At 71.1% G+C, this 25,677-nt stretch carries 20 protein-coding genes; 11 read left to right on the top strand and 9 right to left on the bottom strand.

Going from position 1 to position 25,677, the window contains the following annotated elements; genetic code table 11:
* Positions 1-90 precede the first annotated feature (90 nt).
* The 5 genes from ABZ622_RS10630 to ABZ622_RS10610 all read left to right on the top strand — a co-directional run bounded on the left by ABZ622_RS10630 (position 91) and on the right by ABZ622_RS10610 (position 9,159).
* Entirely contained in the window at positions 91-534 is a 444-nt protein-coding gene (locus ABZ622_RS10630; protein WP_124719176.1) for a MarR family transcriptional regulator, read from the top strand.
* A gap of 73 nt (positions 535-607) precedes the next feature.
* A complete protein-coding gene (locus ABZ622_RS10625) occupies positions 608-3,559 on the top strand; it encodes an FAD-binding and (Fe-S)-binding domain-containing protein (RefSeq protein WP_360541991.1) in 2,952 nt (983 codons plus the stop codon).
* Between the two features lie 213 nt (positions 3,560-3,772).
* Positions 3,773-5,230 carry a Gfo/Idh/MocA family oxidoreductase gene (locus ABZ622_RS10620; protein WP_360541990.1) on the top strand — a complete coding sequence of 486 codons (1,458 nt, stop codon included), beginning with the start codon at positions 3,773-3,775 and terminating at the stop codon, positions 5,228-5,230.
* Between the two features lie 252 nt (positions 5,231-5,482).
* Positions 5,483-7,381 carry an ABC transporter ATP-binding protein gene (locus ABZ622_RS10615; RefSeq protein ID WP_360541989.1) on the top strand — a complete coding sequence of 633 codons (1,899 nt, stop codon included), beginning with the start codon at positions 5,483-5,485 and terminating at the stop codon, positions 7,379-7,381.
* Entirely contained in the window at positions 7,378-9,159 is a 1,782-nt protein-coding gene (locus ABZ622_RS10610) for an ABC transporter ATP-binding protein (RefSeq protein WP_360541988.1), read from the top strand. Before ABZ622_RS10615 ends, ABZ622_RS10610 begins: the two co-directional genes overlap by 4 nt.
* Before the next feature lie 134 nt (positions 9,160-9,293).
* Here the strand turns inward: ABZ622_RS10610 and ABZ622_RS10605 are convergent, their stop codons facing one another.
* Genes ABZ622_RS10605 through ABZ622_RS10590 form a run of 4 tightly spaced genes read right to left on the bottom strand, consistent with a single transcriptional unit; the run spans position 9,294 to position 13,312 of the window.
* Positions 9,294-10,178, bottom strand: a complete 885-nt coding sequence (locus tag ABZ622_RS10605) for a nucleoside hydrolase (protein ID WP_360541987.1) — start codon at positions 10,176-10,178, stop codon at positions 9,294-9,296.
* Between the two features lie 59 nt (positions 10,179-10,237).
* A complete protein-coding gene (locus tag ABZ622_RS10600) occupies positions 10,238-11,104 on the bottom strand; it encodes a carbohydrate ABC transporter permease (protein ID WP_360541986.1) in 867 nt (288 codons plus the stop codon).
* Between the two features lie 4 nt (positions 11,105-11,108).
* Complete coding sequence (locus ABZ622_RS10595; RefSeq protein WP_360541985.1) at positions 11,109-12,020, bottom strand: sugar ABC transporter permease; 912 nt, start codon at positions 12,018-12,020, stop codon at positions 11,109-11,111.
* Positions 12,017-13,312 carry an extracellular solute-binding protein gene (locus ABZ622_RS10590; protein ID WP_360541984.1) on the bottom strand — a complete coding sequence of 432 codons (1,296 nt, stop codon included), beginning with the start codon at positions 13,310-13,312 and terminating at the stop codon, positions 12,017-12,019. Before ABZ622_RS10590 ends, ABZ622_RS10595 begins: the two co-directional genes overlap by 4 nt.
* Positions 13,313-13,427: 115 nt before the next feature.
* On the opposite strand from ABZ622_RS10590, the gene ABZ622_RS10585 reads away from it, so the two are divergent.
* The gene (locus tag ABZ622_RS10585) at positions 13,428-14,486 is read left to right on the top strand and encodes a LacI family DNA-binding transcriptional regulator (RefSeq protein WP_360541983.1); all 1,059 of its coding nucleotides are present in this window, start codon (positions 13,428-13,430) and stop codon (positions 14,484-14,486) included.
* A gap of 35 nt (positions 14,487-14,521) precedes the next feature.
* Here ABZ622_RS10585 and ABZ622_RS10580 read toward each other — a convergent pair whose 3' ends face one another.
* Entirely contained in the window at positions 14,522-15,313 is a 792-nt protein-coding gene (locus tag ABZ622_RS10580; protein ID WP_360541982.1) for a metal-dependent hydrolase, read from the bottom strand.
* 78 nt (positions 15,314-15,391) lie between these two features.
* On the opposite strand from ABZ622_RS10580, the gene ABZ622_RS10575 reads away from it, so the two are divergent.
* Both ABZ622_RS10575 and ABZ622_RS10570 read left to right on the top strand, forming a co-directional pair.
* Positions 15,392-17,965: a DUF3516 domain-containing protein gene (locus ABZ622_RS10575; RefSeq protein ID WP_360541981.1), complete on the top strand. Its 2,574-nt coding sequence runs from the start codon at positions 15,392-15,394 to the stop codon at positions 17,963-17,965.
* A gap of 49 nt (positions 17,966-18,014) precedes the next feature.
* Positions 18,015-18,887: an acyl-CoA thioesterase II gene (locus tag ABZ622_RS10570; protein WP_360541980.1), complete on the top strand. Its 873-nt coding sequence runs from the start codon at positions 18,015-18,017 to the stop codon at positions 18,885-18,887.
* Positions 18,888-18,898: 11 nt separating this feature from the next.
* On the opposite strand, the gene ABZ622_RS10565 is transcribed toward ABZ622_RS10570, so the two are convergent.
* A complete protein-coding gene (locus ABZ622_RS10565; protein ID WP_360541979.1) occupies positions 18,899-19,150 on the bottom strand; it encodes a DUF6011 domain-containing protein in 252 nt (83 codons plus the stop codon).
* Between the two features lie 87 nt (positions 19,151-19,237).
* Here ABZ622_RS10565 and ABZ622_RS10560 point away from each other — a divergent pair, with 87 nt between their 5' ends.
* The gene (locus tag ABZ622_RS10560) at positions 19,238-19,897 is read left to right on the top strand and encodes a hypothetical protein (RefSeq protein WP_360541978.1); all 660 of its coding nucleotides are present in this window, start codon (positions 19,238-19,240) and stop codon (positions 19,895-19,897) included.
* A 39-nt stretch (positions 19,898-19,936) separates the two neighbouring features.
* On the opposite strand, the gene ABZ622_RS10555 is transcribed toward ABZ622_RS10560, so the two are convergent.
* Both ABZ622_RS10555 and ABZ622_RS10550 read right to left on the bottom strand, forming a co-directional pair.
* Complete coding sequence (locus ABZ622_RS10555) at positions 19,937-20,230, bottom strand: SHOCT domain-containing protein (protein ID WP_360541977.1); 294 nt, start codon at positions 20,228-20,230, stop codon at positions 19,937-19,939.
* Between the two features lie 60 nt (positions 20,231-20,290).
* Positions 20,291-20,734, bottom strand: coding sequence for a DUF6325 family protein (locus ABZ622_RS10550; RefSeq protein ID WP_360541976.1), 444 nt, complete (start codon positions 20,732-20,734; stop codon positions 20,291-20,293).
* A gap of 290 nt (positions 20,735-21,024) precedes the next feature.
* Between ABZ622_RS10550 and ABZ622_RS10545 the strand changes: the two genes are divergently transcribed.
* A complete protein-coding gene (locus tag ABZ622_RS10545; protein ID WP_360541975.1) occupies positions 21,025-21,870 on the top strand; it encodes an SDR family oxidoreductase in 846 nt (281 codons plus the stop codon).
* 49 nt (positions 21,871-21,919) lie between these two features.
* Complete coding sequence (locus ABZ622_RS10540; RefSeq protein ID WP_360541974.1) at positions 21,920-23,698, top strand: cation:proton antiporter; 1,779 nt, start codon at positions 21,920-21,922, stop codon at positions 23,696-23,698.
* 6 nt (positions 23,699-23,704) lie between these two features.
* Here the strand turns inward: ABZ622_RS10540 and ABZ622_RS10535 are convergent, their stop codons facing one another.
* Positions 23,705-25,537: a glycoside hydrolase family 15 protein gene (locus tag ABZ622_RS10535; RefSeq protein ID WP_360541973.1), complete on the bottom strand. Its 1,833-nt coding sequence runs from the start codon at positions 25,535-25,537 to the stop codon at positions 23,705-23,707.
* Positions 25,538-25,677: the final 140 nt, after the last annotated feature.

Genomic DNA, 25,677 nt, shown 5'->3' with positions numbered 1-25,677 from the left:
CGAGCACGGAGCTCCGGCGAACGGATTTTGAGAGCATAGCTCATTGTTACCTATACTCACAATGAACGAGGTCCTGATATTGTTCCCTCCATGGACTCCTCCGACGCCGACGGCGTGCTCGCCGAGCAGTTGCTGCGGGTGACCCGCAGGCTCCAGCGAATTCAAAGCCGCCAGCTGGAGCCGATCGGCATCACGCCCGCGCAGTTCCGGCTGCTGCGCACCGTCGCGCATTACGACGGCCCGCCCCGGATGGCCGATCTCGCGCAGCGCCTGGACGTCGTCCCGCGCGCCGTGACCACCCTGGTCGACGGGCTGGAGGCGAGCGGGCGGGTGCGCCGTGCCCCCGATCCGGACAGCCGCCGGGTGGTCCGCATCGAGATCACCGAGGAGGGGCTCGCCACCCTCCGGTCGCTGCGCGACGCGCGCCGGGCCGCCGCAGAGGAGATCCTGGCCCCACTGACCGCCGATCAGCGCGAGGTGCTCGGCGGACTCCTGTCCGCCCTGGTCAACGGAATGCCGGAGCGCCGCTGCTGAGGAGCAGCCCCTGGACACCGGGCGGCGCCCCCGCCGCCGTGGTACCGAACCGAACCGCCGAGGAGACCTCGACATGCCACTGCTGGAGCCGAAGCCGGAATCACTGCGCCCCGACGCGGTGCGCACGCCGTCCGTGGACCGGGTCCCCGACCGGCAGGCTCCGGGCACGCCCGAACCGCTGCGCGGCGAGCTGATCGCCCTGCTCGGTCCGGAGAAGGTGCTCTGGAAGGTCTCCGACCTCGTGAAGTACGCCTCCGACGCCAGTCCTTACCGATTCCTCCCCCAGGTCGTCGTGGTCCCCCAGGACATCGACGACATCTCGGCGATCCTGTCGTACGCGCACGGCCGGGGCCGCGAGGTCGTCTTCCGGGCCGCCGGCACCAGCCTGAACGGCCAGGCCCAGGGCGAGGACATCCTGGTCGACGTCCGCCACCACTGGGCGGGCATCGAGGTCCTGGCCGACGGCGCGCAGGCCCGGATCCGCCCGGGTACGACAGTCGTGCGGGCCAACGCCGCCCTCGCCCGGCACGGCCGGCTGCTGGGCCCCGACCCGGCCAGCGCGATCGCCTGCACGATCGGCGGGGTCGTCGCCAACAACGCCTCGGGAATGACCGCGGGCACCACCCGCAATTCGTACCGCACGGTCTCCTCCCTCACCTTCGTGCTGCCCAGCGGCACCGTCGTCGACACGGGCGACCCGGCCGCGGACGAGGCCCTGGCCCGCGCCGAGCCGCAGCTGTGCGAAGGGCTGCTGGCCCTGAAGGCGGAGATCGAGGCGGATCCGGAGCTCACGGCCCGGATCCGCGCCAAGTACGAGATCAAGAACACCAACGGCTACCGCCTCGACGCCTTCCTGGACGGTGCGACGCCGGTCCAGATCCTGCGCGGTCTGATGGTCGGCTCCGAGGGCACCTTCGGCTTCATCTCCGAGGTCGTCTTCGACACGCTGCCGCTGGACCGCCGGATCTCCACGGCCCTGCTGTTCTTCCCGTCGTTGACCGCGGCGGCGGCCGCCGTGCCCCGCTTCAACGAGGCGGGGGCGATCGCCGTCGAGCTGATGGACGGCAATACGCTGCGCGCGTCGGTGAGCGTCAGGGGCGTTCCGGCGGACTGGGCCGAGCTGCCCAAGGAGACCGCGGCGCTGCTGGTGGAGTTCCGCGCTCCGGACGAGTCCGGTCAGGAGGCGTACGAGCGGGCCGCGGCGGCCGTCGTCGAGGGACTGGACCTGGTCGCGCCCGTCCCGTCGGTGACCAACGCGTTCACCCGCGAGGCCAAGGTCATCTCCGGCTACTGGAAGGCCCGCAAGGCGTTCGTCACCGCGGTCGGCGGTTCCCGCCCCTCGGGTACGACGCTGATCACGGAGGACTTCGCGGTGCCGCCGTCCCGGCTGGCCGAGGCCTGCGAGGCGCTGCTCGGGCTCCAGGCGGAGCACGGCTTCGACGCCGCCGTAGCCGGTCACGCCGCGCACGGGAACCTGCACTTCCTGCTCGCCTTCGACGCGGCGAAGCCGTCCGACGTCGACCGCTACGCCGCGTTCATGGACGACTTCTGCCGGCTGACGGTGGACCGCTTCGACGGCTCCCTGAAGGCCGAGCACGCCACCGGCCGCAATATCGCCCCGTTCCTGGAGCTGGAGTGGGGTCCGAAGGCGACCGACCTGATGTGGCGCACCAAGCAGATCATCGACCCCGATGGTGTCCTGGCGCCCCGGATCGTCCTCGACCGCGATCCGAAAGCCCATCTGCGCGGGCTGAAGACCATTCCCGAGGTCGAGGCGATCGCCGACCCCTGCATCGAGTGCGGCTTCTGCGAGCCCACCTGTCCCAGCCACGATCTGACGACGTCCCCGCGTCAGCGGATCGTGCTGCGGCGGGAGATGCTGCGGCAGCCGGACGGCTCCCCGGTGGAGACGCGGTTGCTCGACGCGTACGGCTACGACGCCGTCGACACCTGCGCGGGCGACTCGACGTGCAAGCTCGCCTGTCCGGTGGGCATCGACACCGGCGCGATGATGAAGGACTTCCGCCACCGGCGGCACTCGCCGCGCGAGGAGCGGGTCGCGGCGCTCACGGCGAAGAACTTCAAGGCGGTGGAGGCGGCGGCGCGGCTCGCGGTGGCCGCGGCCGACCGGATCGGTGACCGGCTCGGTGACGGACCGCTGGAGACCATCACCGCTCTCGCCCGCAGGGCCGTGCGCCCCGATCTGGTGCCCGAGTGGCTGCCCGAGATCCCCGGCGCCGCCGCCCGGAAGCTGCCCCGGACCTCCCGCGTCGGGGCGAGCGCCGTGTACTACCCGGCGTGTGTGAACCGCATCTTCGGCGGCCCCGAGGGCCATCGTGGTCCTTCGCTGCCCCAGGCCGTCGTCGCCGTGTCCGCCCGTGCCGGAAAGCCGGTGTGGATCCCGGACGATGTCGCGGGGACCTGCTGCGCGACGATCTGGCACTCCAAGGGGTACGACGAGGGCAACGCCGTGATGGCCAACCGCATCGTGGAGGCGGCGTGGGGCTGGACGGCCGGCGGAAAGCTGCCGCTGGTGGTCGACGCCTCGTCCTGCACCCTGGGCATCGCCCATGAGGTGGTGCCGTATCTCACCGATGACAACCGGGAGTTGCACCGGGAGCTGACCATTGTCGACTCCCTGGTCTGGGCGGCCGACGAGCTGCTTCCGAAGCTGACGGTCCTCCGGAAGACCGGTTCGGCGGTCCTGCATCCGACGTGCTCCATGCAGCATCTGGACGATGTGGAGCAGCTGCGTACGGTCGCGGAGGCCTGTGCCGAGGAGGTCGTGATCCCCGACGACGCCGGGTGCTGCGCGTTCGCGGGCGACCGGGGCATGCTGCACAAGGAGTTGACGGCCTCGGCGACCGCCAAGGAGGCCGCCGAGGTGAAGTCCCGCGAGTACGACGCCTATCTCTCGGCCAACCGCATGTGCGAGATCGGCATGGACCGGGCCACGGGGCAGTCGTACTACTCGGTGCTGATGGAGCTGGAGCGGGCCACCCGGCCGGGGCCCGCCGCGCGCTGATCACCGGGCCGTCCGGCCCCCGCAACCGCCCCGGATCGCCGGGCGGGCTCGACGTGTTCGAGCTCGCCCGGCGTTTTCGTGCGCCACGAAAGTCCATGGTTTCGGCACAGGAGTCCAATCCCTCCCCTTGCGCAACAGCGGACTCAACTACCAGGGTCCTTACCGAGGTTCACGCACCAGCCGCGCACGTCAGACCCCCTTTCTGGAGGATCGATGAACGACGCAGCACAGCGACACGACGGTACGCAGGATGGCGAGGAAGGCTCCATGAGCCGTCGCTCGGTCCTCCGGACGACCGCCACGGTGGCCGGGGCCGGGCTCGGACTCGGCGCCCTCGGAAGCTCCTCCGCAGCCGCGGCCGCAGCCGCCCCCGGCCGGGGCCCGGAGGCCGCCGCCGACCCGACGGCCGCTCCGAAGCGCCAGGGCCGGACCATGGTGGGCGTCCCCTTCGACCGGCGGTCCACCGTGCGGGTCGGCATCGTCGGCCTCGGCAATCGCGGTGGCAGCATGATCGACCTCTTCCTCGCCGTGAGCGGTGTACAGGTCGTCGCCGTCTGCGACCCGGTCAAGGCCAAGGCGCAGCGGGCCGCGGCGAAGGTGACCGCCGCGGGTCAGCCGGCGCCCGCCGTCTACACCAACGGCGAGGACGACTACGAGAACCTCTGCAAGCGCGGTGACATCGACTTCGTCTATGTGGCGACGCCCTGGGACTTCCACTTCCAGATGGCGAAGACCGCCATGCTGAACGGCAAGCATGTCGGTGTGGAGTGTCCGATCGCGCTCCAGGTCGACCAGCTCTGGGAGCTGGTCGACCTGTCCGAGCGCACCAGGCGCCACTGCATGCAGTTGGAGAACTGCTGTTACGGGCAGAACGAGATGCGGGTGCTGCGCATGGCGCACGCCGGTCTCTTCGGTGATCTGCTGCACGGCGCGGGCGCCTACAACCACGATCTGCGCGGCCTGATGTTCGACCCGGACTACTACGAGGGCCCCTGGCGCAGGCTCTGGCACACCAGGCTGCGCGGCGACCTCTACCCCAACCACGGGTTCGGCCCGGTCGCCAACTACATGGGCATCAACCGCGGCGACCGTGCGGTGAGCATCACCAGTGTCGGTTCCCCGTCCCTCGGGCTCGCCGAGTACCGCGAGAAGAACATGCCGGCCGGCGACCCGAGCTGGAAGGAGACCTATGTCGAGTCCGACCGCACCATCAGTCTCGTCCAGACCGCCAAGGGACGGGTCGTCCGGCTGGAGCACGATGTGTCCACTCCGCATCCGTACTCGCGGATCAACAGCCTCGGCGGCACGAAGGGTGTCTTCGAGGACTACCCCGCCCGTATCTACATCGAGCCCGACCACACCAATGACAGCTGGGGCGACTTCGCCAAGTACCAGGAGTGGGACCACTGGCTGTGGAAGGAACACGCCAACCCTCCCGGTGGCCACGGCGGCATGGACTACATGCTGGTGTTCCGGCTGATGCAGTGCATACGGCTCGGACTCGTCCCCGACTTCGATGTGTACGACGCGGCGACCTGGACGTCGCCGGTGCCGCTCAGCCACCTGTCCATCAAGGCGAAGGGCGCTCCGCAGCAGATTCCGGACTTCACCCGCGGTGAGTGGAAGAAGGCCCGCTCCGGTATGGACTCGGAGAACCCGGAGAAGGCCTGACCGGCCGATACGACGCTGCGGGGGCCGGCCGGGCCGGGCCCCGCAGCGTCGTATCCGGCTCGCCCGTCCCGTCTCGCGGCCATGGCGCGACCGGTGCCGTTTCCGGACAGAAAACCAATTGCCCCGACCGACGTCCCGGGGCGAACCTTGCACGGTTTGAGTCATTCATCGGACAACCGGCGACATCGAACAACCGTCGCATCGAACAAAACGTCACACCGAACGAACTGTCACACCGAACCATGGGACGTCATGCACATTCGCGATCTTCCCTACCCAGATCCAGGCGATCCCGATGTCCGGTCAGGTCCTCGCTTCCTGCTCTGGCTCGGCCGCAATCAGCTCCGGGGCCAGCTCGCGTCCATGTCCTGGGGGCTGCTGCACCAGTGTTCCCTCGCCGGTCTGCCCCCCGCGGTCGGCCTCGCCGTCCAGGCGGTCGTCGACCGTTCCGGCAGCCGGCTCGCCTGGGCGGGCGGGCTGATCGCGGCCCTGGGCGTGCTGATGGCGGTGGGCGACACGATGCTGCACCGGACGGCGATCACCAACTGGATCACCGCCGCCGCCCGGGTCCAGCAGCTGCTGGCCCGTAAGACCGCGGAGCTGGGTTCGGCGCTGACGCGTCGGGTCGCGGCGGGCGAAGTGGTCGCCGTTTCCACGGGCGACGTGGAGAAGATCGGCTGGTTCGTCGAGGCGCTCTCGCGGTTCGCCGCGTCGGCCGCGGCGCTGGTGCTGATCTGTGTGGGGCTCGTGCTGTATCTGCCGTCGCTGGGCGTCCTGGTGGCGGTCTCCGTACCGCTGCTGGCCCTCGCCGTGCTGCCGCTGCTCCCCCGGGCGACCCGGCGCGCGGACCTCCAGCGCGAGAAGGCGGGCAAGGCCACGGAGCTGGCCTCGGACACCGTGGCGGGGCTGCGGGTGCTGCGCGGGATCGGCGGCGAGGAGCTGTTCCTGGGCCGCTACCGGCGTGCCTCCCAGGAGGTCCGCGAGGCCGCGGTGCGCAGCGCCCGGATGTGGTCGCTGATCTCGGCGATCCAGGTGCTGCTGCCGGGCGTGCTGCTCATCTCGCTGGTCGTGTACGGGGCGGCGCTGGCCCGGGACGGCCGGATAGAGGTCGGCCAGCTGGTCACGGTGTACAGCGCGGCGACCCTGCTGCTGTTCCCGCTCCGCCACTTCGAGGAGATCGCGATGGCGTACTCCTTCTCCCGGCCCTCCGCCCAGCGTGCGGTCCGGGTGCTGTCGTTGCGCCGCACGACCGAGCCGTCGGGTGTCGATGCCGCACCGGCCGTGGACGGCGCACCGACCGGTGATCTGTACGACCCGGCCACCGGCCTGATGGCCCCGGCCGGTCTGTTCACCGCGGTGGTCTGCGGAGATCCGGACGAGGCGGGCCGGCTGGCCGAGCGGCTCGGCGGACACGCCCAGGCGGACACCGACCCGGACGGGGACGGGCCTGCCGCGGCGGCGACGGGAGGCGCGGCGGCCGGCTCCACGGACCGGGAGACCGCGGCGCGGAGGGCCCCGTCCGTCCTGCTCGGTGGCGTGCCACTGGACGAACTCCCGCTGGATGCCGCCCGGACCGCCGTGCTGGTCCAGGACAAGGACCCGGTGCTGCTCTCGGGCACACTGCGCGAGCTGCTGGACGTTCCGTCGTCCGGCCGGGTCACCGCCGAGGACGCGCTGACGGCGGCGCAGTGCGCCGATGTGCTGGACTCCTTGGCGCAGGCGTCCGTCGCCACGGACGGCGACCCGATGACGACCCGGATCACCGAACGCGGCCGGTCGCTCTCGGGCGGCCAGCGCCAGCGGCTGGCGCTGGCCCGCTCCCTGGTGGCCGACCCGGAGGCGCTGGTGCTCGACGAGCCGACCTCCGCCGTCGACTCGCACACCGAGGCCCGGGTGGCCGCCGGGATCAAGGCGCTGCGCCAGGGCCGTACCACCGTGGCGTTCGCCTCCTCACCCCTGCTGCTCGACCTCGCGGACCGGGTGGTGCTGGTGCGCCGGGGCACCGTCGTGGCGGTCGGCGGGCACCGTGAGCTGCTGCACACGGACCCCCACTACCGGGCGGTCGTCACACGTGAGACGGACGACGAGATCGAGGCCCTGACCCCCAGGGGCGCGACCGGAACGATCGAGGAAATCGAGGAACGGGCATGATCGGCGTCGCAGTACCGGCGTACGACCCGGCCGCGCCGGAGTCGGCGACGACCCTGCCGGTCGGCACCCCCACCACCGTACGGAGCTATGTACGGGAGCTGTTGCGGCGCCATCGCGGGCGGTTCACCGTGCTCGTCGCGTTCAACGCCATCGCGGTGATCGCGTCGATCGTCGGCCCGTATCTGCTGGGCGGGCTGGTCGAGGACCTCTCCGAGGGGGTGCGGGACCTTCATCTGGAGCGCGTCGCCGGGGTGTTCGCGCTCGCGCTGATCGTGCAGACGGTGTTCACCCGGCTGATGCGGCTGCGCAGCGCGATGCTCGGTGAGGAGATGCTGGCCGATCTGCGCGAGGACTTCCTCGTGCGGTCGGTGGGGCTGCCGCCGGGGGTGCTGGAGCGGGCCGGTACCGGTGATCTGCTCTCCAGGATCACCACGGACATCGACCGGCTGGCCAACGCGATGCGCGAGGCCGTGCCGCAGCTGGCGATCGGTGTGGTGTGGGCGGGGCTGCTTCTCGGCGCTCTCACCGTGACGGCTCCGCCGCTGGCGCTCTCGGTGCTGCTCGCGCTGCCCGTGCTGATCCTCGGCTGCCGCTGGTACTTCAAGCGGGCGCCGTCCGCGTACCGTTCGGAGGCCGCGGGGTACGCGGCGGTCGCCGCGATGCTCGCGGAGACCGTGGACGCCGGACGGACGGTGGAGGCGCACCGGCTGGGTGCGCGCCGGGTGGCGCTGTCGGACACCCGTATCCGGCAGTGGACCGCGTGGGAGCGGTACACGCTCTTCCTGCGCTCCGTGCTCTTCCCCGTCATCAACGTCACATACGTGACGATTCTCGGCGCGGTGCTGATGCTCGGCGGCTGGTTCGTCATCGAGGGCTGGCTGAGCGTGGGACAGCTGACGACGGGCGCGCTGCTGGCGCAGATGATGGTCGACCCGATCGGTCTGATCCTGCGCTGGTACGACGAGTTGCAGGTCGCTCAGGTCTCGCTGGCCCGGCTGGTCGGGGTGCGGGACATCGAGCCGGACGCGGGCGATGCGGAGGTCGTCCCGGACGGCCGTGAGGTCCGTGCCGACGAGGTGCGCTTCGGGTACCGCGCCGGGCTCGACGTGCTGCACCGGGTGTCGCTGGACGTGGCACCGGGTACGCGCCTGGCCCTGGTCGGCCCGTCCGGCGCGGGCAAGTCCACACTGGGGCGGCTGCTGGCCGGGATCTACGCCCCGCGTTCGGGCGAAGTGACGCTCGGTGGCGCCGAGTTGTCGCAGATGAAGGCGGAGGACGTACGTACGCATGTGGCGCTGGTCAACCAGGAACACCATGTGTTCGTGGGTTCGCTGCGCGACAACCTGCTGCTGGCCCGGACGGGCGCCGAGGACACCGAGCTGTGGGCGTCGCTGGCGGCGGTCGACGCGGACGGCTGGGCGAAGGCCCTGGAGGCGGGGCTGGACACCGAGGTCGGCTCGGGCGGTCTGGCGCTGACCCCGGCGCAGGCCCAGCAGATCGCGCTGGCCCGGCTGGTCCTGGCCGATCCGCACACTCTGGTGCTGGACGAGGCGACATCCCTGCTGGACCCGCGGGCCGCCCGCCATCTGGAGCGTTCACTGGCCCGGGTGCTGGACGGCCGCACGGTCGTGGCGATCGCCCACCGGCTGCACACCGCGCACGACGCGGATGTGATCGCGGTGGTGGAGCGCGGCCGGATCAGCGAGCTGGGCAGCCATGACAAGCTGGTGGCGGCGGACGGCGCGTATGCGGCGCTCTGGCGGTCCTGGCACGGCTGAGCGGCGCGGATGGCCTCCCGGCCGGCCGGGAGGCCGTGGCCGGTCCCCCAGGCCCGGTCGTCAAACTGCCGTCGCCCGGAGGGCGGCGGTTTGACGACCGGGCCCAGGCGGACGTGACCGGTCCGCGGGGACCGTCAGCCGAGCTTCGAGGCCCGTACGATCCGGGCCACGATCTCCGCCGCGACGGCCTCCACGTCGGCGTCCACGACCAGGTCCACGTGGCCGTCCGGGTCCGCCGTGAAGACGGTCAGGCCTTCGTCGGTGACCTCGACCGTGCCGCGCTCGGTGGTGTAGAGGTCGGGGCGCAGCAGGGAGAGCGCGGTGATCGGGTCGTGCGGGACGCTCCACGGTTCGCCGGTGAAGCCGGTCCAGGCGTCGATCTCGCGGGCGAGCGCCGCACCGTACGCGCCGGCTTCCCGGATCGCTTCGATGCCGGGCCGTTCGATGCGCAGCCGCGTGGTGATGTCCAGGCCGGTGACGACGGTGCGGATGCCGGAGCCGAAGACGATGCGGGCGGCGGTGATGTCGCTGACGATGTTGTGCTCGGCCTTGGCGCCGGGGCCGAAGCTGCCGCCCATCATGTACAGGGTGCGTACGCCGGTGGCGAAGCGGTCGTCCAGGTGGATCGCGCGGGCGATGTTGGCGAGCGGGGCGATGGCGACGACGTCGGTCGCGCCGGGCCGGGCGAGGACGGAGTCGACGAGGAAGCGGTCGGCGGCGACGGTGTCGCGCACCGGCTCGGTCTCCAGGTCGGTGAAGGCCCTGCCCTCGTGGCCGGCCCACCAGACCTCCTTGCCGGAGAGGGTCTCGGCCGCGCCGGGGACGACGGTGAGGTCGTGGCCGGCGAGGGTGCCGAGCCGGTGCGCGAGGCGGGCCCGGAGCAGGGTGTCGCCGTAGACGGTGGTGACGCCGGTGATCCGGGCCTCGGGCGAGCCGAGCAGCACACCGAGCGCGAGCGCGTCGTCGACGTCGCTGCCGATGTCGGTGTCGAGAAGGATGTCTGCGGGGGGCTGGGTCACGGTGTTCCTCGGGTGTTCGGGATGGGCTTCGTGGGCCGGGCGGCCGGTTCGGCGGGCGGTCACTTCAGGCCGCTGCCCGCGATCGACTGGGTGAAGTACCGCTGCAGGCGCAGCAGGACGACGAGCGGGATGACGGTCAGGACGACGGCGGCGGCGAACACCTGGCCGTAGTCGACGACCATCTGGCCCTGGAGGGTGCCGAGCGCGATCGGGCCGAGCTGTTTGTCCGGTTCGGTGCCGACGAGCAGTGGCCACATGTAGGACTGCCACTGGAAGGTGAACAGGGTCACTCCGGCGCCGATCAGGGCGGGCCGCGACAGGGGTACGTAGATCTTCCGGAAGACGCCCCACCAGCCGAGTCCGTCCATCCGCGCGGCCTCGACGAGTTCGCGCGGGATGGCCAGGAAGAACTGGCGCAGCAGGAAGATCGCCAGGCCGTTGCCGATGCCGGGCAGGATCAGTCCGGTGTAGGTGTTCTGCAGGCCCCAGTCCCGGAAGATGTCCGAGAGCGGGATCGCTATGGCGTCGAACGGGATCATGAAGCTGAGCAGGATCACTGCGAAGACGAGCCCGCGGCCGCGGAACCGGAAGACCGAGAGGGCGAACGCGGCCATCGCGGAGAGCAGCAGTCCGATCAGGACGGTGGCGGCGGCCACGCCGATGGAGTTGAGCACGGCACGGCCGAAGTCGCCCTGGAAGAGCGTCACATAGTTGTGGAAGGTGGCGTCGGTCGGGATCAGGCTGCTCCAGGAGAGCCGGTCGAGTCCGCCGAGGACCTTGTCGCCGGGGCGGAGCGATCCGGTGAGCACCCACAGCAGCGGGAGCGCGAAGAGCACACCGATGACGACGGCGGTGACGAGCGGCATGTGCCTCAGCACGGAGGGCCGGCGTCGCGTCGGCTGCTGGGGAGCGGTGGTTGTCCTCATCGGTTCACTCCTCGCCCTTGCCCTGCATCATCCGGAACTGGACGATGACGACCGCGAGGGTGATGGCGACGAGCACCACCACTTCGGCCTGGGCGAAGTTGATGTCGCCGACGCTGTAGGCGCGGCGGAAGACGTCGTACATCATGAGATTGGTCGAGCCGTCGGGGCCGCCGCGGGTGAGCAGTTGCACGGGGGCGAACACCAGGAAGTTGGAGACGGTGTCGGCGACCAGGACGAAGGCGAGCGGGCGGCGCAGCAGCGGCAGTGTGACGTGGACGAACCGCTGCCAGGCGGAGGCGCCGTCGACGGCGGCCGCGTCGTAGCACTCCTGCGGGATGTCCTGGAGTCCGGCGATCAGGAACATCATCCAGTAGCCGACGCCGACCCAGGACATCAGGACCACGAGGGCGAAGAGTGCCTGCTGCGAGCTGGTGAGGAAGGGCTGCGGCGGGATGCCCATCGTGCCGAGGATGGCGTTGAGCGGTCCTTCGGGGCGGTAGAGGATGCCCCAGATGACCGCGGAGACGGCTGGTGGCACGGCGATGGGTGCGAAGACCAGCGACCGCCAGAACCGGACTCCCGCGAAGCGGCGGTTCAGCAGGACGGCGAGGCCGAGGGCGATGAGCACCTGGAGCGGATTGATGACCAGGCTGAACAGCAGCGTCACGCGGACGCTCTGCCAGAACTGGCTGTCGGCGAAGAGGTCCGCGTAATTGCCGAGGCCGACGAAGGTGGTGACGCCGTCGACGAGGCTGTGGTGGCGCAGGCTGCTGATGACGGCCATCGCGGCGGGCAGCAGTCGCAGCACGACGAGGGCGAGGAGAGCGGGGGCCAGGAAGTACAGGGCGGTCCTGCCCTGCGAGGTGGAGCGGCGGCGCCGGGAGCGCTTCGGGTTCCGGGTGGCTGTGGTGGTCATCGCAGTCGCTCCCAGGTGCGCACGAGTTCTCCGGAGGCCCTCGCCAGCCGGGGTTCCACCGCCGAGCCGTTGCGGATGTCGGAGAACGCGGAGCCCATGACGGTCTCGAACTGGGTGTAGCCGATGCTGCGCGGCCGGCTGACGGCGGTGTGCGCGAGTTCGTGGCGCATGATCGTGGCCACTCCTGTGGTGCTCCTGGTGGCCTTGTGTTCCAGGTCCGCCGCGTAACGGTCGAAGGCCCGGCGATTGGAGGGGATGAGCGGGGATGCCTCGACGGTGCTGAGGCTGCCCTCGGTGGTCAGTGCGGCGTATTCCATGAACCGCTGGGCCGCTTCGGGGTGTTCGGCGTACGGGTTCACGCCCCAGGACCAGGAGTCGGTGGGGGTGACGGCGCGGCCGTGGGCGAACTTCGGCTGCGGCGCGGTGCCCCAGGCGAAGTCCTTCAGCCCGGCGAAGGCGCCGAGGTTCCAGGGGCCGCCGACGAAGAACGGCACCCGGCCGGAGGTGAAGAGCGAGGAGAGCTGGTACGAGGGGACGCCGCGCGGTGACGAGCCGTCGGCGAAGAGGGTGCGGTACCAGTTCAGGGCGTCGATCCAGCCCTGGGTGGTGACGGCGGGGGTGAGCATGTCCTTGCCGGTGATGCCGGAGCCGCCGTGCAGGGACTCGACCAGGGGCTGGAGTCCGTAGTAGAGGTCGGTCTGTTCCAGCAGCAGGGCGTAGTCGGCGCCCGCCCGGTCCATCGCCCGGCGGCCGGTGCTCCTGGTCCGCTCCCAGCTCCACCGGTCGGCGGGCGCGGCTCCGGGGAGCGGCGCGCCCGCCCTGGTGAGCAGGTCGGCGTTGTAGAAGAGGTACTGGGTGGAGGTCCAGATCGGCAGCGAGCGGAGCCTGCCCTTCCAGGAGCTGACGCCGTACTGCTCGGGGGTGACGGCGGCCCTGGCCCGCCCGGCGATCGGGGAGAGGTCGGTGAGGAAGCCGCGCGCGGTGAGTGCCGGTACGCGGGGCTGGTCCACGGCGTACACGTCGATCGCGTCGTCCTGCGCGGAGAGCCGCAACTGGAGGACGTCACCGAGCTGGTCCGGCGGCACGGGCGTGTAGTCGATCCGGAGGTCGGGGTTGGCCCGCTCGAAGCCTCGGATGACCGCCCGGAACGTCTCGGGGGTCTCCGGGCCGAGGAACCGTACCGCTGTTCTGCCGTCCGCCGGGCGGCCGCCCGAGCAGCCCGCCAGGGCCGCGGCGGACGTCGCGGCGAGCGCGGCACCGAGCACGGTTCTGCGGCTTGGAGAGCTCGTCATACGGCTCTCCGGCCTGCAATGGACATCACGTCTCCAAATCGTTTTGCATTCCTGACTCGGCCCATGTGCGGCGCGATCGCAAGCACCATACAAAACGTTTTGCACAATGGATAGAGTGACCTCGAACACCAGGACAACATTCCTGGACGACTACGGGAGGCCGATGGTGCAGAGCGGGAGCCGGGTCAAGATCGTCGATGTGGCGTCCGAGGCGGGCGTCAGCGTCACCACGGTCTCCCATGTGCTGAGCGGCCGTCGCCCCGTCTCGGCCGCCACCCGCGCCCGGGTCGAGGACGTCATACAGCGCCTCGGCTACCAGGCCGACCCGTCGGCGCGCGGCCTGCGCACCCAGCGCACCCGCACCCTGGGGCTGGTCGTCCCGGACATCACCAACCCGTTCAACACCTCGATCGCCGCGGGCATGCAGGAGATCGCCCTGGCCCATGAGTACCTGACGGTGGTCTGCGAGGCCCCGATGGACGGCCCGCACCTGCCCGCGGTGATCCGACAGCTGGTCGCGCGCCGGATCGACGGCATCGTGATCGGCCGGTACGGCGCCACCCGGCGCGATCTGGACCGGATCGTGGCCTCGGGATCGAAGCTGGTGCGACTCGGCGGGCGACTGGAGCCCGCGCTCGGCGACGTCGTGCGGGCCGCCGAGACCGAGGGCATGTACGACCTGGTCAGCCATCTGGTGGGCCTCGGATACCGCCGTATCGCGTTCATCGGCGGTGCGCCGGGGGTGGAGCCGGGCGAGGAGCGGTTCGCGGGCTATCGCAAGGCCCTGGAGTCGGCGGGGCTGCCGGTCCCGGACGAACTGGTCGTCTGGACCGGCTTCACCCGCGAGGGCGGCCGGGCCGGGGCCGCGGCCGTGCTGGACGCGGCGGAGCGCCCGGACGCCGTGGTGTGCGCCAACGACCTGATCGCGATCGGCGCACTGGACACGGCACGGGCCGCCGGACTGCGGGTGCCGCACGATGTGGCCATCACCGGGTACGACGACATCGAGGCGGCCTCACTGGTCTCCCCCGCGCTCACCACCGTGCTCAACCCGGCTCGGGAGATCGGGCGTTCGGCCGCACAGCTGCTGGTGGACCGACTCGACGGGGAGGATACGGGGGCGGCCAGGGAGATCGTCCTGGCGCACCGGCTGGTGCCACGCGAGTCCGCCTGAGCGGACCCGCCCCGGTCCGGACGCCGGACGCGCCGTCAGATGAAGTTCAGCGCGGCTGCCCCGCCCACGCCCCCGAGCACCATGAACACCGGCATCAGCACCTTCAGCTCCACCCAGCTCCCGGCCCGGAACCGCATGGCCTTCGGCGGGCCGATCGGGTACCAGCGCTTGCGGCCGATCGGGATGGGCCACAGGATCGGGCAGCCGGAGACGGTCAGCGCGTCGCCGATGTCGTGGACGAGGGCGCCGAGCACGATCGGCAGGCCGAGCCACAAGTACTCCTGGCCGGGGGCGGTGAACAGCCAGTCCGAGCCGTTGCCCGGTTTGTCCAGGACGCCGGCCAGTATCCAGGCGCTGGTCGCGCCGAGCAGCCAGACCAGGACGTCGCTGGACATCCGGGCGGCCCGCCACAGCAGTCCTTCGACGGCGAGCACCAGATGGACGAAGAGGATCGCCAGGACCGCCCACCGGCCGCCGGTGATCGCCGCGGCGGAGGCTCCGGCGCCGATCAGGACCGCCCAGAGCCAGGTGTGGGTCAGCGTCCGGTGGCCGCCGTTGCGGGCCGAGTCGCCGCGCATCCTGGTCGCCTTGTAGACGGCGTGCGAGAGCTTGTCGACGATCTCGCAGAGCCCCCGGGACACCGGTCCGAAGGCGCGCGAGATGGTCGCGGACTTGTGGTCCAGGTCCGGGGCGAGCGCGGCCCCGGCGGTGATCAGTGCCCCGACGACGAGGACGGGCCACGGCATCGCGTGGCCGGCGGCCGCCGCCGCCGCGCCCACCCCCAGCCAGGCCGCTGCCCCTGACAGAGAGTGTGCCGGTCCCATCATGATTCTTCCCGCCCCCAGAGTCGTATCGCTGCCATTGCCGCCCAGGCACGGCCGAGTTGAGTGGGAAGCGTATCGCCCATGATCTTCATACCGTCGTCCGGTTCCCTCATCCGGGCGGAAGGCAGGCAAGATGGGGGCGTGACCCTTATCGATCAGCTGCCCCCGACCGACGACCCCGACGCCCTCTTCGAGGCTTTCTCGTCATGGACCGAGACGCAGGGCATCACCCTCTATCCGGCCCAGGAGGAGGCGCTGATCGAGGTGGTCTCCGGCGCGAACGTGATCCTTTCCACCCCGACCGGCTCCGGGAAGAGCCTGGTCGCGGCGGGTGCGCACTTCACCGCGCTGGCCCAGGACAAGGTCACCTTCTACACGGCGCCGATCAAGGCACTGGTCTCGGAGAAGTTCTTCGACCTGTGCAAGCTGTTCGGTACGGAGAACGTCGGCATGCTCACCGGCGACGCCTCGGTCAACGCCGACGCCCCGGTGATCTGCTGCACGGCCGAGGTGCTGGCGTCCATCGCGCTGCGTGACGGCAAGTACGCCGACATCGGCCAGGTCGTGATGGACGAATTCCACTTCTACGCCGAGCCGGACCGCGGCTGGGCCTGGCAGATCCCGCTGCTGGAGCTGCCGCAGGCCCAGTTCATCCTGATGTCGGCCACGCTCGGCGACGTCCGGATGTTCGAGGAGGACCTGACCCGCCGCACCGGCCGCCCCACCTCCGTGGTGCGCTCGGCGACCCGGCCGGTCCCGCTCAGCTACGAGTACCGGCTGACCCCGATCACCGAGACCCTCACCGAGCTCCTGGACACCCGGCAGTCGCCCGTCTACATCGTGCACTTCACCCAGGCCGCGGCCGTCGAGCGGGCGCAGTCGCTGATGAGCATCAACATGTGCACCAAGGAGGAGAAGGAGAAGATCGCCGATCTGATCGGCAACTTCCGCTTCACCACCAAGTTCGGCCAGAACCTCTCCCGCTATGTGCGCCACGGCATCGGGGTGCACCACGCGGGCATGCTGCCGAAGTACCGGCGTCTGGTGGAGAAGCTCGCCCAGGCCGGTCTGCTGAAGGTGATCTGCGGTACGGACACCCTCGGCGTCGGTGTCAACGTCCCCATCCGCACAGTGCTGTTCACCGCGCTCACCAAGTACGACGGCACCCGCGTGCGTACGCTGCGCGCCCGGGAGTTCCACCAGATCGCCGGCCGCGCGGGCCGGGCCGGCTTCGACACGGCGGGTTTCGTGGTGGCGCAGGCGCCCGAGCACGTCATCGAGAACGAGAAGGCCGTCAAGAAGGCCGGCGACGACCCGAAGAAGAAACGCAAGGTGGTCCGCAAGAAGGCCCCCGAGGGCTTCGTCGCCTGGTCGGAGACCACGTTCGACAAGCTGATCCAGTCCGACCCGGAGCCGCTGACCTCCCGCTTCCGGGTCACGCACACCATGCTGCTGTCCGTGATCGCGCGTCCCGGCAACGCCTTCGAGGCGATGCGGCACCTGCTGGAGGACAACCACGAGCCGCGCCGGGCGCAGCTGCGCCACATCCGCCGGGCCATCGCGATCTACCGCTCGCTGCTGGACGGCGGCGTGGTGGAGCAGCTCGACAAGCCGGACGCGGAGGGCCGGATCGTCCGGCTCACCGTCGACCTCCAGCAGGACTTCGCGCTCAACCAGCCGCTGTCGACCTTCGCGCTGGCCGCGTTCGACCTGCTGGACCCGGACTCCCCCTCGTACGCCCTGGACATGGTCTCCGTCGTCGAGTCGACGCTCGACGACCCTCGGCAGATCCTCGCCGCGCAGCAGAACAAGACGCGCGGCGAAGCGGTCGGGCAGATGAAGGCGGACGGTGTCGAGTACGAGGAGCGGATGGAGCTGCTCCAGGAGGTCACGTACCCGAAGCCGCTGAGCGAGCTGCTGTGGCACGCCTACGACGTGTACCGCAGGAGCCACCCGTGGGTGGGCGACCACCCGGTCTCGCCGAAGTCCGTGATCCGTGACATGTACGAACGTGCCATGACGTTCACGGAGTTCACCTCCAACTACGAGCTGGCCCGCACCGAGGGCATCGTGCTGCGGTATCTGGCCAGTGCGTACAAGGCGCTGGAGCACACCATCCCGGACGACATCAAGTCCGACGACCTGGAGGATCTGATCGCCTGGCTGGGCGAGATGGTCCGTCAGGTGGACTCCAGTCTGCTCGACGAGTGGGAGCAGCTGGCCAACCCGGAGGTGGAGACCGCCGAGCAGGCGCAGGAGCGGGCCGACGAGGTGAAGCCGGTGACGGCCAACGCCCGCGCCTTCCGGGTGCTGGTGCGCAACGCGATGTTCCGCCGGGTCGAGCTGGCCGCGCTGGACAAGGTGGGCGAGCTCGGCGCTCTGGACGGCGACGCGGGCTGGGACGAGGACGCGTGGGGCGACGCGATGGACGCCTACTGGGACGAGTACGACGACCTGGGCACCGGTCCGGACGCGCGTGGTCCGAAGCTGCTGAAGATCGACGAGGACGCGGCACACGGGCTGTGGCGGGTCCGGCAGACCTTCGCCGATCCGAACGGCGACCACGACTGGGGCATCAGCGCGGAGATCGATCTGGCCGCCTCCGACGAGGAGGGCCGGGCCGTGGTCCGCGTGACCTCCGTCGGTCAGCTGTGAGGGCGTACGCCGCGGGGGCGGCGCCGCTGCGAGAGTGGAGACGAACGGCATGACGAATCCCGCCGAGCGCCTGGTCGATCTGCTCGACCTGGAGCGGATCGAGGTCAACATATTCCGTGGCCGCAGCCCCCAGGAGTCCCTGCAACGGGTCTTCGGCGGGCAGGTCGCCGGGCAGGCCCTGGTCGCGGCGGGCCGGACCACCGACGGAGACCGGCCGGTCCATTCGCTGCACGCGTACTTCCTCCGTCCGGGGCGGCCGGGGGTGCCGATCGTCTACGAGGTGGAGCGCGTCCGGGACGGCCGGTCGTTCACCACCCGCCGGGTCACCGCCGTCCAGCAGGGCCGGACGATCTTCAATCTGACGGCGTCCTTCCACCGGCCGGAGGAGGCGGGCTTCGAGCACCAGCTGCCGCCGGCCCGCGAGGTCCCGGACCCCGAGGAGCTGCCGACCGTCGCCGAGGAGGTCCGTGAGCACCTGGGCGCGCTGCCGGAAGCACTTGAGCGCATGGCCCGGCGGATGCCGTTCGACATCAGGTACGCCGAACGGCTGCGCTGGACGAAGGAGGAAGTCAGGGACGCCGATCCGCGCAGCGCGGTGTGGATGCGCGCGGTCGGCCCGCTGGGCGACGATCCGCTGGTGCACACCTGCGCGCTGACGTACGCCAGCGACATGACGCTCCTGGACGCGGTCCGTATCCCGGTGGAGCCGCTGTGGGGGCCGCGTGGGTTCGACATGGCCTCGCTGGACCACGCCATGTGGTTCCACCGTCCGTTCCGTGCGGACGAGTGGTTCCTCTACGACCAGGAGTCGCCGGTCGCGACGGGCGGCCGGGGGCTGGCCCGTGGCCGGATCTACGACCGGGGCGGCAACCTGCTGGTGTCCGTGGTGCAGGAGGGGCTGTTCCGCCGTCTCGGTGAGTAGCCGTGTCCGGCTCAGATGCCGGGCAACGGGTCCTGCTCGACCTCGTGGCGGCGGGTGCGGATGTCCGGGGGTGCCGGGTGGAGCTTGGCGTCGCAGGCGGGGCCGAGGCCGGTGCGGCGTGAGACCGTACCGGTGAGCAGGCGGCCGCACATGCGGCAGCGCACCACCTTTCGGCGGGCGGTGCGGCCGGCCGGGCCGTCCCCGGGCGGGGGCTCGGTGCCGGTTCCGGGGGACGGCTCGGGGAGGGGCTCGGCGGATTCCACGGATCGATCTTCTCAGGGCGCCGTCCGACCGCGCGACGTCCCAGCAGTGCCCGGACATCCGGGCAGCACACAACGGAGGGTTCACCAGTGAGCAGCGTGCTGACCTTCAAGCGGGCCGCGGCCTCGCCCGCCGGCCATGTCGTCGAGTTCGCCGACGCGCCCGGCGGCGAGTCCCGGGTGGTCGCCCATGTGGAGCGGGAACTGCCGGAGGGCGGCATACCCGCCTACCTCGCGGCCCGCAAGTCGGGGGCGCGTTCCTTCGTCCTGTGGACCGACGGCGAGCGCCGGTCCCGGCTGGCCACCCTGGTCACCGAGTCCGCGTCCGACGGCGTGGCCACGTACCGGGTGCTGGGTGCGCGGGGCGAGCCGATCGGCACACTCGTCCGGGAGAAGGCCATGTACGGCAAGGGGCTGCGGACCCGGTGGACGGTCGCCCAGACCGGCTGTCCGGAGGCGGTCGGTCTCAAGGGCCGAATCTTCTGGTGGTACGTGTGGTGGCTGCTGTTCCCGGCCCAGGTGGTGATCTGCGTGGGCAGCCTCCTGGGCGGTGGGGGCGATGTGGCACGCGGGCCGCGGCGCATCATCTGGCGGGCCGGCCGGGAGGTTCCGCTGGAGTTCCTCTCGGACGACGACGAGGTCCATGTCCACGCGCCGTGGGTCGACTGGCGGCTCGCGGCGGCGCTGAGCGCGCTGATCCGTACCTTCGACAGCTGGCTGGGCACGCCCTGGGACGAGAAGCGGGAGTGAGCCGGGGCCTGCTCGGTCCCGGTCGCCTCTCCGGACCGGTCAGGAGCCGAGGATCCTGGCTTTCTGTGCCTCGAACTCGCTCTCGCTCAGCACACCCTGGCTCTTGAGGTCGCCGAGGTCCTTGAGCTGGGCGATCTTGTTGCTCATCTCGTCCTCCGGTGCGAGGGACGTGGCCGCGGGGGGCGGCGCCGCGGCGGCGGGCCGGGCCTGCGCCTGCTGGGCGTCCTGCTGTGCCCAGCGGCCCGCCTGGCGCCGGGAGACCCGGTTGGAGACCGAGGTGGCGGTTCCGGCGATCACCGCTGTACGGGCGACGCCACGAAGAAGGCCTGGCATGGTGCATCTCCTTTTGACTGGCTGGTGCGGGGGCGGGCCGACGCCGAGGGGCCGGCCGGCTCAGACGCCGGCCTCGGCAGCGTCGAGCGATGCCAGGATCTCCTGGACCGGGATGCGCCCGTTGGCGACGAGGCGCCCTCCCGAGCGGCGCAGCGCGGCCGCGAGCGGTCCGGCCCACACGTTCTCGTAGATGACGATCCCGGCGGAGCTGCCGGGTTCGAGAACCGCGCTCACCTCGTCGATGTCGTCCCGGCCGAGCAGGCCGGAGGACACCCCTTCGAACACGGTGAGGTCTTCGTGGCCGTTCGCGGCCAGCTCGGAGAGCTCAAGGCCCGCGACCGTGCCGTCCTCGTCCTTCCTGAAGAAGACCAGGTCCAGGATCCGGATGATTCCCCGGTCGACCAGGTCGACCAGCAGGGGCAGTCCCTCGCCCGTCATCCGGCTTCCCGGGAACTCGATCACCAGGTAGTCGATCGGCCCCGTCTCGTCGGTCTCGCTGCTCACACCGGCTCCTCAGAATGTCGACTGCCCCGGGTCCGCCAGGGCCTGTGCCTCCGTCATTGGAGCAGTGGGCGAGCCGGTGCGCATCTCGGTCGTGGCGGTGGGCGGACGCGGCCCCGGTTACGCCGTTGGAGGGTCAGCGGGTCCCTCCGACGGCCGAGTGGTGCGAGCCGTGCCCCGCCCGTGCCCGGCCGCCACGGATGGTTGTCGCGCGCGGGCGGCCCGCGCAGGCAACCGGTCCGGATTCCTGTGTGGGCCGGATGGCGCCATGTGCGGGACGACGGGAGACGACGATGACTTCATCTTCACCGGCGGACGCGGCCCGGCAGCGGATGCCGCTGCCCCTGCTGCGGGGCCAGAAGGCGCTGGTGACGGGGGCGAGCTCCGGCATCGGCAGGGCGACCGCGGTGGAACTGGGGCGGGCGGGTGCCGATGTCGTCGTCAACTACGTCGCCGGCCGTGAGGCGGCCGAAGACGTGGTACGGGAGATCGAGGCCTTCGGTGTGCGGGCGTACGCCCACGAGGCGGACGTCTCACGGGAGGAGCAGGTCGTCGCCATGTTCGCCCGGATGGTCGAGGAGTTCGGCACGGTCGACGTGCTGGTCGCCAACGCCGGTCTTCAACGGGACGCCGCGGCCGCGGAGATGACCCTGGACGAGTGGAACAAGGTGCTGGACGTCAATCTCACCGGGCAGTTCCTGTGCGCCCGGGAGGCGGTCAAGGAGTTCGACCGCCGGGGCGTCGTGCCGGCGGTGTCCCGCGCCGCGGGGAAGATCATCTGCATGAGCTCGGTCCACCAGATCATTCCGTGGTCGGGACATCTGAACTACGCCGCGTCCAAGGGCGGCGTCCTCATGATGATGCAGACCCTGGCCCAGGAATGCGCACCCCGAGGCATCCGGGTCAACGCCGTCGCCCCCGGTGCCATCCGCACCCCCATCAACACCAGCGCCTGGGACACCCCCGAGGCCGAGGCCGAACTCCTCAGGCTGATCCCCTACCGCCGGGTGGGCGATCCGCCGGACATCGCCACCGCGGTGACCCTGTTGGCGTCCGACCTGATGGATTACGTCGTGGGCACCACCCTCTACGTCGACGGCGGGATGACGCTCTTCCCCGGCTTCGCCACCGGAGGCTGACCCTGTTCGCGAAGGCGGCCGGTCACCTGGCATCCGAGGAGGCACGGACATGACGGCTGATCAAGTGATGGTGGGTGTGGGGCTCATCGTGGTGCTCGCGGTCGGCTCCCAGCTGCTGGCGAGCCGACTGCGGGTTCCCGCCCTGCTGGTCCTGCTGCCGGTCGGCTTCGCCGCCGGAGCGCTGACGGACGACGTCGATCCCGAGAAGCTGCTCGGCGAGGCCTTCTCGCCGCTGGTCTCGCTCGCGGTGGCGGTGATCCTCTACGAGGCCGGGCTCGGCCTGGAGATCAGCCGGCTGCGGGGCCATACCCGTCGCATCGTGGTCAGACTGCTCTGGCTGGGGGCGCTCGTCACCTGGCTGTCCGCCGCGCTGTTCGCGGTGCCGGTGCTGAACATGTCCAAGGGCGCGGCCGTGATGCTGGGCGCGATCCTCGTCGTGTCCGGCCCGACGGTCGTCGGGCCACTGCTCAACTTCGTACGGCCCTCCGAGCGTCTGCAGCGCATCCTCGTCTGGGAGGGCTCCCTGATCGACCCGGTCGGCGGCATCCTGGGCGCGCTGGTCTTCCATGCCGTGGTAGCCGGTGAACGCAAGGGCTTCGGGAGCCAGTTGGAGCAGTTCTCGGCCAGCGCCGCAGTGGGCGTGGTGGGCGGAGTGGTCGGGGCCGGTGTGCTGTGGCTGCTGCTGCGCAGTGCCCGACTGAACGAGGAACTGGCCACGTCGGCGCAGATCGCCGCGGTGATCGGGATCGCCGCCGCCTGTGACGCGCTCCGCGAGGACACCGGGCTCATCTCCGCGGTCGTGATGGGTATGGCCATGGCGAATCTTCGGGGCCTGGATCTTCCGGCCCGCCGGCCGTTCCTCGACACCCTGGTCTCATTGATCATCGGCCTGTTGTTCATCTCCATCTCGGCCACGGTCACCCCGGCGTCGCTGCGCCACGTGGTGCTGCCCTCGCTCGCGCTGGTGGCCCTCCTGGTGCTGGTGGTGCGCCCGCTCGTGGCCCTGGTGTCGACGGCCGGTACCGATGTCCGGGGCGGGGAACGGTGGTTCATCGGGTGGATGGCCCCGCGCGGCATCGTCGCCGCGGCGACCGCCTCCACGTTCTCGGCGACTCTGGTGGCGCGGGGCGTCGACGGCGCCGAGCGGATCCTTCCCGCGACCTTCGTGGTGATCGTCGCCACCGTCACGCTCTACGGCCTGACTGCGTTTCCGGTCGCCCGGCGGCTGGGGGTGCTGCGCCCGTCCCGGTCCCGGCCGCTGCTGGTGGGCGGCGCACCCTGGGCGGTCGATCTGGGGCGCGCGCTGAACTCGGCGGGGCTGGATGTGCTGATGTGGGCGGGTGCCGAGCGCCAGCGGGCCCGGATCGAGGAAGCCGGGCTGCCCCTGGCGACGGGCGAACTGCTCGCGGCGGCCTCCGGTGCCGGGGCGGAGCTGGAGGGCATCACCGGTGTGCTGCTGCTCACCGAGGAGGACGACTTCAACGCGCTGGCCGCGATGACCCTGCGGGAGAGCGTCGAGGGCCCGGTCCACCGGCTCGCTCCGGACACCGACAGCCAGGGCGTGGTGGCGCCGTACACCGGGGGCGAACCCCTCTTCCGTACCGGTCTGACCGGGCCGGAGCTGGCCCGCCGGTACGAGGCCGGGGCCCGGGTGCTCACCCGGCGGGCCGACGGAGCCGTACCGGCCGGACACGACGTGCTGTTCGTCGTGCGCGCCGACGGGCTGCTCGCCCCGGTCACCCACACGTACACCCCGGATGCCCGGCCGGGCGACACCGCCGTCCTTCTCGGGCCCCCGTCCCGGCCGCCGTCGCCCGAGAGCCTCTGAGCGCCGTCAGCCGCGTTCCCCGGCGCGTGCCGCGTCCAGCGCCTCGTCCAGGGTCCGGGCCGCCATGATGAGCGAGAGGTGGGTGAACGCCTGGGGGAAGTTGCCGAGTTGCTCGCCGCTGGGGCCGATCTCCTCGGCGAACAGGCCGACGTGGTTGGCGTACGTGAGCATCTTCTCGAAGGTGTAGCGGGCCTTGCGCAGCCGGCCCGAGCGGGCCAGGGCGTCGACGTACAGGAACGTACAGAGGCTGAACGTGCCCTCGGAGCCCCGCAGTCCGTCCGGGGAGGCCGCGGGGTCGTATCGGTAGACGAGGCTGTCGGAGACGAGTGTGCGGTCCATGGCGTCGAGCGTGGCGAGCCAGCCGGGGTCCTTCGGGGCGAGGAATCCCACCCTGGGCATCAGCAGCAGCGAGGCGTCCAGCACTCCGCTGCCGTAGTACTGGACGAAGGCCTGCTCGGACCCGCTCCAGCCGCGTTCCATGACCTGTTCGAGAATGGTGTCCCTGGCCCGGGTCCACCGGGCGGTGTCGGCGGGCCGGCTGAGATCGGCCGCCAGGCGCAGGCCGCGGTCGAACGCCGCCCAGGACATCACCCGGCTGTAGGTGAAGTCCTGCCGTCCGCCGCGGGTCTCCCAGATGCCCTCGTCGGGCCGGTCCCAGCGGTCCACGAGCCAGTCGAGGGTCCGGGCCACGACCTGCCAGCCCCGGTGGCCCGCCTGGAGGCCCACCTCGCGGCCTTCGGACAAGGCGTACAGGGCCTCACCGTAGATGTCGAGCTGTAGCTGGTCGGCGGCCGCGTTGCCGAGCCGTACCGGGTACGAGCCCCGGTAGCCCTCGAAATGGGCCAGGGTCTCCTCCGTCAGCAGGGGCTCGCCGTCGACGCGGTACATGATCCGGAGGGGTTCGTCCCCGCTGTCGTCCTCCCGGAGCCGGTCGCCCAGCCAGTGGGTGAAGGCGATCGCCTCGTCCACGAACCCGAGGTCGAGCAGGGCCCGGACCGACAGCGAGCCGTCCCTGACCCAGGTGTAGCGGTAGTCCCAGTTGCGTTCGCCGCCGACCTGCTCGGGCAGTCCCATGGTCGCCGCCGCGACGGGTGCGCCGGAGGGGGCGTAGGTGAGCAGTTTGAGGGTGATGGCGGAGCGGTTGACCATGTCGGACCAGCGGCCCCGGTAGCGGGAGCCGCGCACCCACCGCTGCCAGTGGTCGACGGTCTCCCAGAGCTGTTCCGTGACGGCGTCGACGGTCGGTTCGGGCGGCGCGGGCCCGTCCGCCGCGCAGACGGTGAGGATCGCGAAGGCCGACTCGCCGTCGTTCAGCACCACTTCGCCCACCGCGTCCCGGCCGTCGCGTGCCACGGGGAATCCGGTGCGGAGATGGGCCGCGATCCCCGGAGACCGGAACACCGCTCCCCCGGGGCACAGTTCGAGTTCGTGATCGGCCCGGCCGTAGTCGAACCGGGGCCGGCACTCCATGGCGAGCCGGACGGTCCCGCGCACCGCGCGCACGATCCGCACCAGGGTGTGCCGGTCGGTGGGGATCCCCGTGGGTACGGGTGGCATCCAGTCGAGTACCTCGCCGACGCCGTCCGGCGACATGAACCGGGTGACCAGGACCGCGGTGTCCGGGTAGTAGAGCTGCCGGCAGGTGATCCCGGGGTCGTCGGGGGCCAGCCGGAAGTGGCCGCCGTCGTCGTGGTCGAGCAGTGCGGCGAAGATGCTCGGGGAGTCGAACCTCGGGGCGGCGAACCAGTCGACGACCCCGCGCGAGGAGACCAGTGCGGCCGTCTGCAGGTCGCCGACGAGCCCGTGTTCGGCGATGGGCGGGTATCGGTCCATGAGCATCCACTCCCGGGGTCCGTGACCGTCCGTTTCCGGACGGACCGCTCCGGCTCCACTATCCGCCAGGCGCCCCGTGCCCGCTCGCCCGGTCCGCCTCGGCCGGCGGTCCGCCGGTAGCGGTCCGGGCACGGGAGGTGACGGGC

Origin of the sequence: Streptomyces sp. NPDC007164 (assembly GCF_040634135.1) — a bacterium.
GTDB lineage: Bacteria > Actinomycetota > Actinomycetes > Streptomycetales > Streptomycetaceae > Streptomyces > Streptomyces sanglieri.
Note: the sequence above shows the minus strand (reverse complement) of the source record. Positions and strands in the feature narration are given on the sequence as shown.

What these genes read in the sequence shown, in the direction of transcription:
- ABZ622_RS10630 (WP_124719176.1), top strand. Translation starts at nt 91, where the DNA reads ATGGACTCCTCCGACGCCGACGGCGTGCTCGCCGAGCAGTTGCTGCGG.
- ABZ622_RS10625 (WP_360541991.1), top strand. Translation starts at nt 608, where the DNA reads ATGCCACTGCTGGAGCCGAAGCCGGAATCACTGCGCCCCGACGCGGTG.
- ABZ622_RS10620 (WP_360541990.1), top strand. Translation starts at nt 3,773, where the DNA reads ATGAACGACGCAGCACAGCGACACGACGGTACGCAGGATGGCGAGGAA.
- ABZ622_RS10615 (WP_360541989.1), top strand. Translation starts at nt 5,483, where the DNA reads ATGCACATTCGCGATCTTCCCTACCCAGATCCAGGCGATCCCGATGTC.
- ABZ622_RS10610 (WP_360541988.1), top strand. Translation starts at nt 7,378, where the DNA reads ATGATCGGCGTCGCAGTACCGGCGTACGACCCGGCCGCGCCGGAGTCG.
- ABZ622_RS10600 (WP_360541986.1), bottom strand. Translation starts at nt 11,104, where the DNA reads ATGAGGACAACCACCGCTCCCCAGCAGCCGACGCGACGCCGGCCCTCC.
- ABZ622_RS10595 (WP_360541985.1), bottom strand. Translation starts at nt 12,020, where the DNA reads ATGACCACCACAGCCACCCGGAACCCGAAGCGCTCCCGGCGCCGCCGC.
- ABZ622_RS10590 (WP_360541984.1), bottom strand. Translation starts at nt 13,312, where the DNA reads ATGACGAGCTCTCCAAGCCGCAGAACCGTGCTCGGTGCCGCGCTCGCC.
- ABZ622_RS10580 (WP_360541982.1), bottom strand. Translation starts at nt 15,313, where the DNA reads ATGATGGGACCGGCACACTCTCTGTCAGGGGCAGCGGCCTGGCTGGGG.
- ABZ622_RS10575 (WP_360541981.1), top strand. Translation starts at nt 15,392, where the DNA reads ATGATCTTCATACCGTCGTCCGGTTCCCTCATCCGGGCGGAAGGCAGG.
- ABZ622_RS10570 (WP_360541980.1), top strand. Translation starts at nt 18,015, where the DNA reads ATGACGAATCCCGCCGAGCGCCTGGTCGATCTGCTCGACCTGGAGCGG.
- ABZ622_RS10555 (WP_360541977.1), bottom strand. Translation starts at nt 20,230, where the DNA reads ATGCCAGGCCTTCTTCGTGGCGTCGCCCGTACAGCGGTGATCGCCGGA.
- ABZ622_RS10545 (WP_360541975.1), top strand. Translation starts at nt 21,025, where the DNA reads ATGACTTCATCTTCACCGGCGGACGCGGCCCGGCAGCGGATGCCGCTG.
- ABZ622_RS10540 (WP_360541974.1), top strand. Translation starts at nt 21,920, where the DNA reads ATGACGGCTGATCAAGTGATGGTGGGTGTGGGGCTCATCGTGGTGCTC.
- ABZ622_RS10535 (WP_360541973.1), bottom strand. Translation starts at nt 25,537, where the DNA reads ATGCTCATGGACCGATACCCGCCCATCGCCGAACACGGGCTCGTCGGC.